Annotated in this window: 13 protein-coding genes; all 13 read left to right on the top strand. The window is 68.3% G+C overall.

Annotated features, from left to right (window positions below):
• Window positions 1–81 precede the first annotated feature (81 nt).
• The 13 genes from K2M58_RS07830 to ppdK all read left to right on the top strand — a co-directional run bounded on the left by K2M58_RS07830 (window position 82) and on the right by ppdK (window position 15,047).
• Window positions 82–777 carry a diacylglycerol kinase gene (locus K2M58_RS07830; protein ID WP_220677103.1) on the top strand — a complete coding sequence of 232 codons (696 nt, stop codon included), beginning with the start codon at window positions 82–84 and terminating at the stop codon, window positions 775–777.
• Between the two features lie 360 nt (window positions 778–1,137).
• Window positions 1,138–1,563: a cytidine deaminase gene (cdd, locus tag K2M58_RS07825; RefSeq protein ID WP_252393608.1), complete on the top strand. Its 426-nt coding sequence runs from the start codon at window positions 1,138–1,140 to the stop codon at window positions 1,561–1,563.
• Complete coding sequence (era, locus tag K2M58_RS07820) at window positions 1,544–2,683, top strand: GTPase Era (protein ID WP_220677101.1); 1,140 nt, start codon at window positions 1,544–1,546, stop codon at window positions 2,681–2,683. The genes cdd and era overlap by 20 nt, the downstream gene beginning before the upstream one ends.
• A 125-nt stretch (window positions 2,684–2,808) precedes the next feature.
• Window positions 2,809–3,114: a YqzL family protein gene (locus K2M58_RS07815; protein ID WP_220677100.1), complete on the top strand. Its 306-nt coding sequence runs from the start codon at window positions 2,809–2,811 to the stop codon at window positions 3,112–3,114.
• Window positions 3,098–3,976: a DNA repair protein RecO gene (gene recO / locus K2M58_RS07810; protein WP_220677099.1), complete on the top strand. Its 879-nt coding sequence runs from the start codon at window positions 3,098–3,100 to the stop codon at window positions 3,974–3,976. Before K2M58_RS07815 ends, recO begins: the two co-directional genes overlap by 17 nt.
• A complete protein-coding gene (glyQ, locus tag K2M58_RS07805) occupies window positions 3,973–4,899 on the top strand; it encodes a glycine--tRNA ligase subunit alpha (protein WP_252393417.1) in 927 nt (308 codons plus the stop codon). Before recO ends, glyQ begins: the two co-directional genes overlap by 4 nt.
• A complete protein-coding gene (glyS, locus tag K2M58_RS07800) occupies window positions 4,896–7,160 on the top strand; it encodes a glycine--tRNA ligase subunit beta (RefSeq protein ID WP_220677098.1) in 2,265 nt (754 codons plus the stop codon). Before glyQ ends, glyS begins: the two co-directional genes overlap by 4 nt.
• Window positions 7,161–7,474: 314 nt before the next feature.
• Window positions 7,475–7,945, top strand: coding sequence for a MarR family winged helix-turn-helix transcriptional regulator (locus K2M58_RS07795; RefSeq protein ID WP_220677097.1), 471 nt, complete (start codon window positions 7,475–7,477; stop codon window positions 7,943–7,945).
• 79 nt (window positions 7,946–8,024) lie between these two features.
• Entirely contained in the window at window positions 8,025–8,684 is a 660-nt protein-coding gene (locus K2M58_RS07790) for an HlyD family secretion protein (RefSeq protein ID WP_220677096.1), read from the top strand.
• A 5-nt stretch (window positions 8,685–8,689) separates the two neighbouring features.
• Window positions 8,690–10,324 (top strand): DHA2 family efflux MFS transporter permease subunit, encoded by a 1,635-nt coding sequence (locus tag K2M58_RS07785; protein WP_252393416.1) that lies wholly within the window; start codon window positions 8,690–8,692, stop codon window positions 10,322–10,324.
• Between the two features lie 345 nt (window positions 10,325–10,669).
• Window positions 10,670–11,332, top strand: a complete 663-nt coding sequence (locus K2M58_RS07780; RefSeq protein WP_220677095.1) for a transcriptional regulator CcpN — start codon at window positions 10,670–10,672, stop codon at window positions 11,330–11,332.
• A 233-nt stretch (window positions 11,333–11,565) separates the two neighbouring features.
• Window positions 11,566–12,363 (top strand): pyruvate, water dikinase regulatory protein, encoded by a 798-nt coding sequence (locus K2M58_RS07775; protein ID WP_252393606.1) that lies wholly within the window; start codon window positions 11,566–11,568, stop codon window positions 12,361–12,363.
• Complete coding sequence (gene ppdK / locus K2M58_RS07770) at window positions 12,360–15,047, top strand: pyruvate, phosphate dikinase (protein WP_289628239.1); 2,688 nt, start codon at window positions 12,360–12,362, stop codon at window positions 15,045–15,047. Before K2M58_RS07775 ends, ppdK begins: the two co-directional genes overlap by 4 nt.
• Window positions 15,048–15,118 lie beyond the last annotated feature (71 nt).

Genomic DNA, 15,118 nt, shown 5'->3' with positions numbered 1-15,118 from the left:
CCGGTTCGGCCGGGCGCCTGACGCTCGAGAGAGCGGGCAGACGGCGTCGGGCAAAGAAGCGAAAAGGGGGCGCGGACCGCGGTGCGATCTGGGGACGCCCCTCCGCCGGAGGGGCGGCGCTTCATCCGGAGCGTCGACCACGCCGTGCGGGGGCTTTACGCCGCGTTTCGGGATGAGCCGAACATGCGCATCCACGGCTGGATGGCCGCCTTTGCCGTCGGCCTCGGAGCGGCGGTCGGCCTCACGCCGGCGCGCTGGCTCCTCCTGGCCGGGACGATCCTGGGGGTGTGGTTTGCGGAACTCATGAACACGGCGGTGGAGCGGGCGGTCGATCACGCCGGTGCACACCGGTCCGAAGCGGCTCGGACAGCAAAGGACGCCGCTTCGGCGGCGGTCCTCCTTTCGGCGTTGTGGAGCGTCGCCGTCGGCTTTTTTTTGTTTTACGAGCCCCTGATCGAACTGACGGCGGCGCTCCGCCAGAGCGCCGGAGGGGGGCGGTGGGGGGCGTTTGCCCTTTTGGGCCTCGTCGGATACGGGCTTCTCGCCCGACTTCGGCCGGCGTCCCGCCTGAGTCCGGCGCTCGGGCTTTTTTTCGCCGCCTCTGCCCTCGCCTTTTGGGGCGCTTGGCTTCCGCCGGTCAATATGCTAACATTTGTGCTACCACCGCTGGCCGCCGTTTTCATCCGCCGAAGCGCCGGCACCTGGGCGGCGCTGGCGGCGTGGGCGACGCTTTTTGGCGCCGCCGGATGGGCCGCTCCCTTTTGGTGGCCCCGGTAAGCGAAGCGGGCGGAAGCTGAAGGCGCTTTTTCGCGGCGGAGGGGCGCTCCGGCGAAGCCCGCCGGGTGGCGCGCCGGCGAAGCCTGCGAGGGTCATATCGTCGCGTTTGCGAGACGCCAAGGCCAAAAGGCGCCGCGCGGCGCCGCGGCCCGTCCGGGCCGGCGTCGTCCGGCGGCCGTTCGGGAGGCTTTCATGCGCAAGGAGACGTCGAGCGAGGGTCAAAATCCGGCCGATCGCCGGCCGTCCGGACGCGGAGACCGGCCGATCGAGCCGGAGGACGGCTCGCTGGAAGCCGGCGAACTTCCGTCCGGTCCGAAAGAGCGCTCCCCCGACCGCGGCGATCTGCCGGAGGCCCGGTGGATCCGGGAGGCGCCTCCGGCAGTGTGGGCCGAGGCGGCCCGGTCCGCCCGGGGTCGCGCCTACGTACCGTATTCCGGCTTTGCCGTCGGGGCGCTGGTCGTGACGACGGACGGGCGGGCGTTTTCCGGCGCCAACGTGGAAAACGCCGCCTATCCGGCGTCGATCTGCGCCGAGCGGGTGGCGCTCGTCAAGGCGGTGACGGAGGGAGAAGCGCCCCCCGCGGCCCTCGTCGTCGTCGCCGACACGGCGGAGCCGGTGACGCCGTGCGGCGTCTGCCGGCAGGTGATGGCGGAGCTTTGTCCGCCGGAGATGCCGGTCTACCTCGGCAACCTGGCCGGCGACTGGATCCGGACGACGGTGACGGCGCTCCTGCCCGGGGCGTTCGGAAAGGAGGCGCTATCCGGCCATGGCGGACGGGGCGAATGAGCGGGAGCTTAAGCGCGAGGCCGCGTCCTTCGCGGCGGAACCGGGCTCGGATGTTTCGGCCGCCCGGGAGAAGGGGGCCCCGCCGAAGATCGGGGCGGAACCGCCTCTTCCCGGAGGGGCCGCGGCCCCGGGGTGGGATGCGAGCGGCACGGCGGCGGCGGAGGCCGCCCGCCCGGATGCCGCTTCGGGAGGGCCTTCCGAAACGGGCGCCCCGGCGGAAGGCGGGGCGAGCGCGTTTCGCTCCGGGTTCGTCGCCATCATCGGCCGGCCGAACGTCGGCAAGTCGACGCTCCTCAACGCCTTTCTCGGCGCGAAGGTGGCGATCGTCTCGCCGAAGCCTCAGACGACCCGGAACCGCATCCGGGGGGTGCTGACGGAGGCCCGCGGGCAGATCATCTTCATCGACACGCCGGGCATCCACCGCCCCCGGACGGAGCTCGGCCGGCGGATGGTCGACTACGCCTACGGGACGCTTCGGGAAGTGGACGCCGTTCTCGTCGTGATGGACGCTTCCGCCGGCATCCGCCCGGAAGACCGGGAGATCGTCGCGCGGCTGCCCCGAGAGCGGGAACGGGTCTATCTCCTCATCAACAAAGTCGACCTCGTGCGGAAAGCGGACCTCCTTCCCCTGCTCGAGGAGGCCAGGACCCTCTACCCGTTCCGGGAGTTCATCCCCGTCTCGGCGGTGACCGGGGAAAACCTCCGGTCGGTGCTCGACGTTCTCTTCCGGGATCTGCCGGAAGGACCGGCCTTCTACCCGCCCGACATGCGGAGCGATCACCCGGAGACGTTTGTGGCGCAGGAGATCATCCGGGAGAAGATCCTCCACCTCACGGAAGAAGAAGTTCCCCACTCGGTGGCGGTCGTCGTCGAAGGGTGGGAGGAGAAGCCCGACATCATCGTCGTCCGGGCGACGATCGTCGTCGAGCGGGCGTCGCAAAAGGGGATCCTCATCGGCAAGGGCGGACGGATGCTCAAGGAAATCGGTCGCCTCGCCCGGGAGGAGCTGGAGGCGATCTTCGGGACCCGATTTTATCTCGAGTTGTGGGTGAAGGTGCGGGAGGACTGGCGCAACCGGCCGGGGCTTTTGCACCACCTCGGCTACCGGCGGGAGCCGTAGGCGCCGGGCCATCCGGCGCCGGCGTCCTTCGGGAACGATTGCTAGGCTGGCGAAGCGCCTGCCCGGTCAGACTAAGCATGCCGCACGCCGGATTCGGGGCCGATCACGGCAGCCGGAGGGGGATCATGCAGCGGATGCGGGATCTTTCGTGGAGGCTGTTTGAGCAAACGGGTTCGGTGGCCTCGTATTTGCTCTACCGGCGTCTTGAGGCCGGCGCGGCATCGCTGCCGCCCACGATCCGCGCCATGCTGGAAGAGTTCGGCACGCTTGACCTTCCGGTGGACGACGATCCGGCCGGGGAAGGCGGTTTTCGACCGGGGGTGGCCGCGGCGGCATCCGGTGCCGAGGGCGGCCGGCGGACCGGCGGACGGCCGGCGCCGGAAAGCGTGAACGCCGGGAGGCGCGGAAGGGTCGATGGAGCGACCGACTGACGTCCGGGTGGAGGGGATCGTCCTCCGGACGATGGCGTACCGGGAGGCGGACGTCATCGCGACGCTTTATACCCGGGAGCGGGGAAAGATCGGCGTCATCGCTTACGGCGCCCGGAAGCTTCGCTCCCGGGCCAAATCTGCCGTGCAGCCGTTCCAAAGCGGTACATACATCCTCCGGCCGAGCGGGTCTCTCTACCGGTTCGTCCAGGCGGAGACGGTCGGAGCGGCGGCCCTCTGGGGCGACGTGGAGCGGATGGCCCAGGCCTCGGTCGTCGCCGAGTGGATCGTCAAGGGGGAAGAAGAGGGGCGGCCCGACGAAGCCCTTTATCGGCTCGTCCGCTGGGCGCTCGATCGACTGCTGGCGGGCGACGAGGCGGAGACGGTCGTCCGGACGTTTGAGCTCCTCTATCTCCGGAAGGCCGGGTTCGGTCCGGAATGGGGGCGCTGCGTCCGCTGCGGCCAGGCGGCGGCGCTTACGGATTTTTCTCCGGCCGAAGGGGGCGTCGTCTGCCGGGCGTGCCGGAATGCGGTGCCGGACGCCCGGCCGGTGCCGCCGCCGCTTTTTGCGTTTGTCGGTCGACTGCTCGCGGTGCCGCCGGGGCGCCTCGGGCGGGTGACGCTTCGGCCGCCGCAGCGGCAGGCCCTCTCCCGGCTCCTCGACGCCTTCATCGAGCGGCACGTCGCCCTCGACCTCCGCTCCCGCCGGCTCATGGCGGGCCGGGAGGACCTGGCGGCGGCCGCGGCGGCCCTTCGGGAACGCCGGCTTAAGCGGCGCGGAGCGGGCTTTGGCGGCGAAGGGCCGACCGCGGAAGCGCCGGCGGAGGCGTCGCCGGCGGATTCGGACTTCGCCATGGGGAGGTGAAGGCCTGGCCCGGCGTCGGGCCAGGCGGCGTTTTGTTTGATGCGGCATCGTCGTTTCAGGGCCTCGTCTTCGCCCTGAAGGCGTTCTGGGCGGAGCAGGGCTGCCTCATCGCCGAACCGTACGACGTCGAAAAAGGCGCCGGGACGATGAACCCGCACACGTTCCTCCGCGCCCTCGGCCCCGAGCCGTGGCGGGTGGCGTACGTCGAACCGTCCCGGCGGCCGGCGGACGGTCGCTTCGGGGAAAACCCGAACCGGCTCTACCAGCACCACCAGTTTCAGGTGCTCATCAAGCCGTCGCCGGACGACATCATCGACGTCTACTTGAAAAGCCTCCAAGCGATCGGCATCGATCCCAGACGACACGACATCCGATTTGTCGAGGACAATTGGGAGTCGCCGACCCTCGGCGCCTGGGGGCTCGGCTGGGAAGTGTGGCTGGACGGGATGGAAGTGACGCAGTTTACGTACTTCCAGCAGGTCGGCGGCATCGACGTTCACCCGGTGTCGGTGGAGATCACCTACGGGCTGGAACGGTTGGCGTCGTATTTGCAGGAAAAGGACAACGTCTTCGACATCGTCTACGCCCCCGGCGTGACGTACCGGGACGTCTTTTTCCAGAACGAGGTCGAGCAGTCCCGCTACGCCCTCGTAGAAAGCGATCCGGCGCTGCTTCGCTCGCTGTTTGACGCCTACGAGGCCGAAGCCGGGCGGCTTCTCGGGCTCGGACTCGTCCTTCCGGCGTACGACTACGTCTTAAAATGCTCCCACACGTTTAACCTGCTCGACGCCCGGGGCGCGCTTTCCGTCGCCGAGCGGCAGGCGATGATCGGCCGGGTGCGGAAGCTCGCCCGCGCCGTGGCGCAGGCGTATCTCGCCGAACGGACGGAAACCGCGGCCGTCGGAGAGGAGGAGAGCCGGTGAGCCGGACGTTTCTGCTCGAGATCGGCCTGGAGGAGCTTCCGGCCGACTGGGTGGTGCCGGCCCGCGATGCCTTACGGGAGCGGGTCACCGCCCATCTCGAAGCGCACCGCCTTCGGCACGGGGAAATCCGGGCCTATGCGACGCCCCGGCGGCTCGCGGTGCTGGTCGACGCCCTCGCCGAGCGGGGAGAAGATCATGTCGACGTCGTCCGGGGGCCGAGGCGGAAGGCCGCGATCGCGCCTGACGGGTCGTGGACGTCGGCGGCGATCGGCTTTGCCCGGGCCCGAGGGGTCCCGCTCGAGGCGCTTCGGTTTGAAGGAGAAGGGGAGGAGGCGCCCCTCGTCGCCCAGGTGACGACGCCCGGCCGCCCGGCGGAGGACGTCCTCGCTGAACTGGACGCGGTCATCCTCGGCCTCCCCTTCCCGAAGGCGATGCGCTGGGGGAACCTCGACGTCCGCTACGGCCGGCCGATCCGCTGGCTCGTCGCCCTCTACGGCGAGGCGGTCGTCCCGCTCACCGTCGCCGGCGTCCAGAGCGGCCGGCGGACGTTTGGCCACCGGAGCCTCGGCGGGCCGATCGATCTTCCGTCGGCGGACGCCTACGCGGCGGCCCTCGAAAAGGGGTTCGTCCTCGCCGACGTCGAGGCGCGCCGGGCGCGGATCGTCGCCGGCATCCGGGCGGCGGAGACGGCCTACGGCATCCGGGCGGCGGACGACCCGGACCTCCTCGACGAGGTGACGTCGCTCGTCGAGTACCCGACGGTGTTCGTCGGCCGGTTCGACCCGGCGTACCTCGAGCTTCCGGAAGCGGTCCTCGTGACGACCATGCGGCGCCATCAGCGGTATTTCCCGGCCTACGGGCCGGACGGCCGGCTCCGGCCGTATTTCATCGGCGTGCGGAACGGGACCGACGAAGCGCTGGAGGTCGTCGTCCGGGGGAACGAAAAGGTGCTCGCCGCCCGGCTGGCCGACGCCCGGTTTTTCTACACGGCGGACCTCGCCCGGTCGATCGATGCCTTCAACGCAAAGCTCGCCGAGATCGCCTTCCACGCCGAGCTCGGGTCGATGGCGGAGAAAAAAGACCGGCTCGTCCGGCTCGCCGACGCCCTCGCCCGGCGCCTTCAGCTCCCCGAAGCGGACGTCCGGAAGATCCGCCGGGCGGCGGAGATCGCGAAGTTCGACCTGGCGACGCAGATGGTGTACGAGTTTACCGAGCTGGAGGGCGTCGTCGGCGAGGCGTACGCCCTTCGCTTCGGCGAAGATCCGGACGTCGCCCGGGCGATTCGGGAGCACCGGCGTCCCCTCGGCCAGGGCGACGGACCGCCGGAAGGGACGGTGGGCGCCGTCGTCGGCCTGGCGGACAAGCTCGACACGCTCGTCGGCTTCTTCGGCCTCGGCCTCATCCCGAGCGGATCGGAAGACCCGTTTGCCCTCCGGCGGGCGGCCCTCGGCGCGATCGCCATCCTCCGGGCGCACCGCTTCCCGTTCGACCTCCGGACGCTCGTCGATCTGGCGCGGGCGGCGTACGGGCCCCGGCCCGTCCGGACGGCGGACGGCCAGGCGGCGCCGTTTCCCGTCGACGGGGAAGCGCTCGGCGAGGCGCTCTGGGCGTTTTTCGCCCCGCGGATCCGGGCGCACATGGAAGAGGAGGGCGTGCGCCACGACGTCGCGGCAGCGGTGACGAAAGACGCGGGGGCGCCGATCGTGCGGCTGTTCGAGCGGGCGGCGGCGCTTCAGGCGCTTGCGGCGACGGACGACTTCAAGCCGGCGGTGGAGGCGTTCGTCCGGACGGCGAACATGGCCCGGAAGGCGGAGCGGGAAGGGCTCCTTGCGGCGGAGGGAGCGCCCGCTCCGGCGGACGGAGGGGCCGCCGACCGGCCTGGAGCGGAGAGCCCTACGGCGTCGACCGATGCGGCGCCTTATGCCTTTCGGGCTTCGAAGGACGAAGAAGGGGTGGAACGGACGCTTCGGGCGGCGTTTTCCGCCCTCGAAGCGGCGCTTCGGGCCGGGCGGCTTTCGGAGCCGGCCGAGCAGACCCTTGCCGAGGCGGCCCTTCGAGCCCGGGCGGCGTTTCAGGGAGCGACGGACGGCGCGGCGGAGCTCGAGGCGCTCCTTTTGCTGGTGGAGCCGATCGACCGGTTTTTCACCGACGTCCTCGTCATGGCGGACGACGCCGACGTGAGGGCAGCGCGGCTTACCCTCGTCGCCGCCGTCGATCGCCTCGTCGGGCGGTTTGCCGATTTTCGCCAGATCGCGGTGTGACGGTGGGGTGGCTTTGGTCCGAAGCGAGGACGAAACCGGTGCGATGCGATGGAGGACGCGGAGCACGAGCGGTGCATGATTAAGGTGGATAATTAAGTTGCATCATTCAGTCGAAACCACGCGCGGGCGGATCCCGCGCGTTTTTGCTGAAGGGCGGCGGCGCCCGCCTGCCTCACGGCTTTCCCGCGTTTTCGCCGGCGCGTGCATCGCCGGAGGCGGTCCCCCTCCTCTTGCACGCAAGCGGCGGGGGCGCTATAATGATCGCTGTTCGCCGATGATTAACCTGGTTAAGCTTCTCGGGCGGGGAGGGAGCGGTGATCGACGCGGGGGAAGGGCGGCGGCAGGCCGTCGAGGAGCTCATCCTGCTCATCCGGGAGCTTTCCCGGCGGTTTAAGTACGGCATCCAACTCCCGGAAGGGCTTTCTCTCATGGACGGGTGGTTTCTCCGGATGCTTGCCGACGGGACGCCGAAAAGCGCCGGAGCGCTTGCCCGACACTTCGGCGTCTCGCAAAGCTACGTGACGAACTGGGCGGAACGGCTCGTGCGCCGGGGGCTCGTGCGCCGCGAACGGTCGGCGCTCGATCGGCGGATCGTCTACCTTGCGCTCACCGAGGCGGGCCGACGGGCGGTGGACAACTTGGAGGCGGAGCGGCGGCGGCTGGCCGAGGCCCTGTTCGGCAACGTGACGGACGAAGAGCTTTGGGCGCTCGCCGACCTGTTGCGCCGGATGCTCGGGCGTTTGGACGGCGGTTCGGCCGATCGTTTGCCATCCGGGCGGTCTTGAGCCGCATTGTGTTCAACGATGATCCAGCGGTGATTCAGCGGTTATTGTTCCACGACGGATCTCAGGAGGGATGCGATCGATGAGACGGCGTCGGGTGCTCGGGGTGATCCTCGTTCTCTTCCTCCTCCTCGGCGGGGCCGGCGCGTACGGCTACCGCGTCTGGAGCGAGGGACAAAAATACATCATCACCGACGATGCCCAGGTGAAGGGCAAGCCGATCGCCGTGAGCGCTCCGGCGTCGGGGAAGCTCGTCGACTGGAAGGCAAAGGTGGGCGAGACGGTCGACAAAGATGTGATCCTCGGCGAGGTGGAGCTTCCGCCCGGGCCGACGGGCGCCGGGGTGACGGTTCCGGTCGTCATGCCGGAGCGGGCGACGATCGTCAGCGATTCGGCGGTTCCCGGGACGATGGTCGTCGCGGGGATGCCGCTTGCCGAGGCGTTCGACTTCGACGATCTGTGGATCGAGGCGATGGTCAAAGAATCGGATCTCGCGGCGGTGAAGATCGGGAGCCGGGCGGAGGTGACGGTCGACGCCTTCCCGGGACACACGTTCGTCGGCCGGGTGGCGGAAATCGGGCTTTATACGGCGGACGTGTTTTCGCTCCTCCCCGATACGAACCGAACGAGCGGCAACTACACGAAGGTGGAAAAGCGGATCCCGGTGAAGATCCGCCTCGACGGGAAGCCGGACGTGCGCCTCATCCCGGGCCTCAATGCTGCCGTCCGCATCGCGAGGTGAGGGCCGTGGCGGAAGAAGTCCGCGCCAAAAGAGCGGGCGCCGAAGGGCCGGAAACCGGCCGGCTGGGGGCGTCGGCGTCGTCGCTTCGGATCATGGCGGTCTTTCTCACCGGCGCCTTCGTGGCCATCCTCAACCAGACGCTCATGAACGTGGCGCTGCCGCACATGATGAACGACCTCGGCGTCGATGCGGCGACGATTCAGTGGCTCATCACCGGCTACATGCTCATCAACGGCGTCCTCGTCCCGGTGAGCGCCTACCTCGTGCAGACGATCTCGACGCGAGGGCTCTTTTTCTTCACCATGGGGGTGTTTACCGCCGGGTCGCTCATCAGCGCCTTTTCTCACACCTTCGCGACGCTCCTCGTCGGCCGGCTCGTGCAGGCCGTCGGAGCGGGGATCATCATGCCGCTCATGATGAACGTCATTCTCTTCATCTTCCCGCCGGAAAGCCGCGGCCGGGCGATGGGCATGATGGGGCTCGTGATGATCTTCGCGCCGGCGATCGGGCCGACGCTTTCCGGCTGGATCGTCGAAAATTATCACTGGCGGTATCTTTTCTTCCTGTCGCTCCCCTTTGCGGCGCTGTCGCTCATGCTGGCGTATTTCTGGCTCGGCGACGTCCTGCCGCGGCGGTCGCTCCGGCTGGATCAGTGGGGCGCCCTCTTTTCCGTCGTCGGCTTCGGCAGCCTGCTGTACGCCTTAAGCCGGGCGGGGAGCGTCGGCTGGTCGTCCCGAGAAGTCCAGCTCATGCTTTTTATTGGGATCGTCTTCCTGTTTCTTTTCGTCGTGCGGGAGCTTTCGGTCGAGGCGCCGCTTTTGGAGCTCCGGGTGTTCCGCTACGACATCTTCGCCGTGACGAGCGTTGTGAGCGCCCTCATGACGATGGCGATGTTTGCGGCGATGGTGCTTCTGCCCATCTACCTGCAGAACATCCGGGGCTTTACGCCGGTTGAGGCGGGGCTTCTTCTCCTTCCGGGGGCGCTTCTCATGGGGCTCATGATGCCGATCGCCGGGGCGCTTTTCGATCGCTTCGGCGCCCGGCCGCTCGCCGTCGTCGGGCTTCTCATCACGCTGTTTACGACGTGGTCGTTCACGGGGCTGACGGCGGAGACAACCTACCGGCACATTCTGTTTCTCTACACCGTCCGGAGCCTCGGCATGTCGCTGATGATGATGACGGTGATGACGGAAGGGCTGAACCAGCTTCCGCCGGCCTTAAACAGTCACGGGACGGCGGTGGCGAACACCGTCCGGATGGTCGCCGGCTCTCTCGGGACGGCGCTCCTCGTCACGGTGATGACGAACCGGGCGACGTTCCACGCCGAGGCGATGCGGGCGGCGATGAACACCGCCGATCCGGCGTGGCAGGCGGCCTATGCCCAGGCAAAAAGCGCCCTCGCCGCTTCCGGCGTGACGGGCCAGGCGGCGGATCGGGTGCTCGCGCTCCTTCTCTTCGGGACGGTGCAGAAAGAGGCGATCATCCGCGGCATCAACGACGCCTTCGTCTGGGCGACGGCGATCACCGCCCTGGCGCTCGTGGCAAGCTTCTTCATCCGCCGGGCGCGGCGTCCGGCCGTCCGGTCGGGCGCCGCGCCGACCGACCGAACGGGCGCCGCGCCGGCCGGTTCGTCGATTTAGTCGTCGCTAAAAAAAAGTGTGCGCCGCATCATCGGATCGATTCGGCAGGGCAGCGCTCTTTTTTGCCTTTTCGGTTTGGAAATTGCTCCCAATCCCCGGCGCTTATTCGTTCGAAATCAGGACGAGTTTTCCCTCCAGAACTCGATGCTTCTGATCGGGAAAGAGAAGACCCAAACGCTGCATCATCCGCCTTCACGGCCTTGGCCACGTCCACAGACTCAAAACCTTAGTTGATATGAGTTCTGGCCCCTGCCTCGGGACCCTCTTGCAAACCGACGGCCGGCGTATTAGGATAAACAATATACAGAATCCGGCGAAGCGGTATGTCACATTGGGCCGATCGGGGTGATTTATATCGAGCTCACGCCGCGGCAGAAGCAGATCCTCGCCATCGTCAAGGAAAAGGGGCCGATCACCGGCGAGCAGATTGCGGAGTTTTTGGGCCTTACGCGGGCCACAATTCGTCCCGATCTCGCGATTTTGACCATGTCGGGCTACCTCGAGGCCCGACCGCGGGTCGGCTATTTTTACGCCGGAGATGAAAACCGCTCGCTCTGGCTCAGGCGGCTTCGGGCGATCCCGGTGCGGGCCCATCACGCGCCGCCGGTCGTCGTCGGCGAGGCGGACAGCGTCCGGGAGGCGATCGTCAGGCTTTTTCTCGAGGACGTCGGGACGCTCTACGTCCTCGGCCGGGAGCGCCTGCTCGCCGGCGTCGTCTCCCGCAAGGACCTTCTCCGGGCCGCGATCGGCCGGCAGAACCTCGACGAGGTGCCGGTCGGCGTGATCATGACCCGGATGCCGAACATCGTCACCGTCTCGCCGGACGACTCCGTCTACGACGCGGCGGTGAAGCTCCTCGAGTACCAGGTCGACTCGCTGCCGGTCGTCGTGCCGCGGGGGGAGAACCGGCATGCGCTGGAGGTCGTCGGGCGGTTCACGAAGACGACGGTGACCCGCGTCTTCGTCGCCCTCGGCCGGGATGAGCCGTGGGTAGGAGGCGAGTCATGAGCCCCGAGACGAACAAACATGCCGAAACGCACGCGGGCGCCGAGGCGAATAAAAACGCCCGGACGCAAAACGAAACCGAGCCGGCCGCCGGAGCGGACGACGGCGCCCATTCGCCGGGAGACGCGTCGGGCCACGAGGGTCCGGGCGCTGTCGGTGGCGTATCCGTCGGAAGCGCCGGGGACGAGGCAGCCCCGGGCGCCCGGGCGGCGCCGGGCGACGGGAAAAAGACGGTCATCTACGTCCTGTCCGACTCCCTCGGCGAGACGGCGGAGTATGCCGTCCGGGCGGCGGTGAGCCAGTTCGACTACGACACGATCGACATCCGCCGCATCCCGTTCGTCGACGACATCTCCACCCTCGATGAGGTGCTCGTCTCCGCCAAGGAAAACGAAGCCCTCATCGTCTACACGCTCGTCGTGCCGGAGCTTTCGGCCTATCTCCGGGAAAGGAGCGCCGCCCTCGGCCTCGAGGCGATCGACCTTATGACGCCGCTCCTTGAACGGATCGCCCGCCGGACCGGCCAGCGGCCGAAGCACAAGCCGGGGCTGGTGCACAAGCTCGACGAAGACTACTTCAAACGGGTGGAGGCGATCGAGTTCGCCGTCAAGTATGACGACGGCAAAGACCCCCGGGGGATCCTCCGGGCGGACATCGTCCTCATCGGCGTCTCCCGGACGTCGAAGACGCCCCTTTCGATGTATCTCGCCCATCGGCGGATCAAGGTGGCGAACGTCCCCCTCGTGCCGGAGGTCGCGCCGCCGAAAGAACTCTTTCAGGTGTCGGCGAACCGCATCATCGGTCTCACCATCCACCCGGAAGCGCTGCATCAGATCCGGACCGAGCGGCTCAAATCCTTAGGCCTCGGCCTTTCGGCGAGCTATGCCCGCATGGAGCGCATTCTGGAGGAACTCGAGTACGCCGAAAATCTGATGAAGCGCCTCGGCTGTCCGGTGATCGACGTGACGAACAAGGCCGTCGAGGAGACGGCCAGCCTCATCCTACAGATGATCAGGGGAGGGCGGATCCGGTGAAACGGGTGTACCATTTCCACGAAGGCGACGGAACGATGAAAGCGCTCCTCGGCGGCAAAGGGGCGGGGCTGGCGGAGATGACCCGGGCGGGGCTTCCGGTGCCCCCCGGCTTTACGATCACGACCGAAGCCTGCCGGGAATATTTTGCCGCCGGGGGGGTCCTTGCGCCGGATCTTCTCGCCGAGGTCGACGCGGCGATCGCCGAGCTCGAGGCCCGGACCGGGAAGCGCTTTGGCGATCCGGACAATCCGCTCCTCGTCTCGGTCCGAAGCGGCGCGCCGATCTCGATGCCGGGGATGATGGACACGATCTTAAACCTCGGCTTAAATGACGCCGTCGCCGCAGGGCTCGCCCGCCTGACCGGCGACGCGCGGTTCGCCTACGACGCCTACCGGCGGTTCATCCAGATGTTCGCCAACGTCGTCCTCGGCCTCGAACACGCTCGTTTCGAGGCGATCATCGAGGACGAAAAGCGCCGCCGGGGGGTCGAGACGGATCCGGAGCTTCCGGCGGAAGCCTGGCAGGCGGTCATTCGGGAGTTTCTCGCGCTCGTGGAAAAAGAGACGAAGCGGCCCTTCCCGACCGAACCGCGGGAGCAGCTCGTCCTGGCCATCCGGGCGGTGTTCGATTCGTGGAACAACCCCCGGGCGATCGTCTACCGGAAGCTCCACAAGATCCCGGACACCCTCGGCACCGCGGTCAACGTCCAGATGATGGTGTTCGGCAACATGGGCGACACGTCCGGGACCGGCGTCGCCTTCACCCGCAACCCGTCGACGGGAGAAAACGTCCTCTACGGCGAGTTTTTGCTGAACGCCCAGGGCGAGGACGTCGTCGCCGGCATCCGGACGCCGCAGCCGATCGCCGCCCTCCGGGAGGTCATGCCGGAAGTGTACGCCGAGTTCGAGCGGATCGCCCGGCGGCTCGAGGCCCACTACCGGGACATGCAGGACATTGAATTTACCATTGAAAAAGGAAAACTCTACCTCCTTCAGACGCGAAACGGCAAGCGGACGGCCCGAGCGGCGGTGAAGATCGCCGTCGACATGGTCCGGGAAGGGCTCATCGACGAGCGGGAGGCCCTCCGGCGCATCACGCCGGAGATGATCGATCAGCTCCTGCACCGGCGGATCGACCCGAACGCCCCGCGGACCGTCCTCGCCAAGGGCCTGCCGGCGTCGCCGGGCGCCGCGACGGGGATCGTCGTCTTCGACGCCGACGAGGCGGAAGCCCGCGGGAAGCGGGGGGAGGCGGTCATCCTGGTGCGGCCGGAGACGACGCCCGACGACATCCACGGCCTCGCCGTCGCCCAGGGCGTCATCACGAGCCGGGGGGGCATGACAAGCCACGCCGCCGTCGTCGCCCGGGGGATGGGCAAACCCGCCATCGTCGGCGCCGAAGGCCTGAAGATCGATCTCGAGGCGGAGACGTTCCGCGCCGGGGACGTCGTCGTGAAAAAAGGCGACGTGATCTCGATGGACGGGGCGACCGGGGAGATCCTCCTCGGCGCGGTGGCCCTCGTCGAGCCGGAGCCGGATCCGGAGTTTGAGACGCTCCTCGGCTGGGCCGACCGCTTCCGCCGCCTCGGCGTCCGGGCGAATGCCGATACGCCGGAGGATGCCGCCCGGGCCCGGGCCTTCGGCGCTCAGGGGATCGGTCTTTGCCGGACGGAGCACATGTTTATGGCGGCGGACCGGCTGCCGGTGGTCCGGGAGATGATCCTCGCCGAGACGCCGGAGGAGCGGGCGGCGGCGCTGGAGAAGATCCGGCCGATGCAAGAAGAAGATTTTTACGGCATCTTCAAGGCGATGGCGCCGTATCCGGTGACGGTGCGGCTTCTGGATCCGCCGCTGCATGAGTTTTTGCCGAAGTACGAGGAGCTCCTCCTCGAGGTCGACCGCCTCGCCCGGGAACCGCAGGCGGACCCGGCCCGGCTTCAGGAAAAGCAGGCGCTCCTTCGGAAGGTCCGGGCGCTTAAGGAAGAAAACCCGATGCTCGGCCTTAGGGGCTGCCGGCTCGGCATCCTCTATCCGGAAGTGTACGCGATGCAGGCGGAGGCGATCTTCCGGGCCGCCTTCCGGCTCCGGCAGGAGGGCGTGCCGGCGAACGTCGAGATCATGATCCCCCTCGTCGGCCACGCGAACGAACTGGCGCGCCTCCGGGAGGTCGTCGACGCTGCCTACCGGAAGGTCGCCGAGGCCTTCGGCGCCGAGATGCCGTACCTCGTCGGGACGATGATCGAGGTGCCCCGGGCGGCCCTCACCGCCGACGAGATCGGTCGGGTGGCGGACTTTTTCTCCTTCGGCACGAACGACCTCACCCAGACGACGCTCGGCGTAAGCCGCGACGACGCCGAGGGGAAGTTCCTCCACGTCTACGTCGAGGAGAAGATCCTCCCGGACAACCCGTTCGTCACCCTCGACGCCGGCGGCGTCGGGAAGCTCGTCGAGATGGGCCTCCGCCTCGGCCGGGAGGCGAACGAGAGGCTCAAAGTCGGCGTCTGCGGTGAGCACGGCGGCGACGCCCGGTCGATCCGCTTCTTCCACGGCGCCGGCCTCGACTACGTGAGCGCCTCGCCGTACCGGGTGCCGCTCGCCCGCCTTGCGGCGGCGCAGGCGGCGATCGAGGCGGAAGACGCCGCCCGGGAGGAAAAGGCGGCCGGCGCCGGCTCGGCCGGCGTCTGAGGGAGACGGTGATCGGTTTCTTCGGGACGATCGAATTTCGGGAAAGACGGGAAAGCCCTCCCTGACGGGGA

Origin of the sequence: Hydrogenibacillus sp. N12 (assembly GCF_019645935.1) — a bacterium.
In the GTDB taxonomy this organism is placed as follows: Bacteria; Bacillota; Bacilli; order Thermicanales; family DSM-22653; genus Hydrogenibacillus; species Hydrogenibacillus schlegelii.
This window is presented reverse-complemented; position numbering and strand designations above follow the sequence as displayed.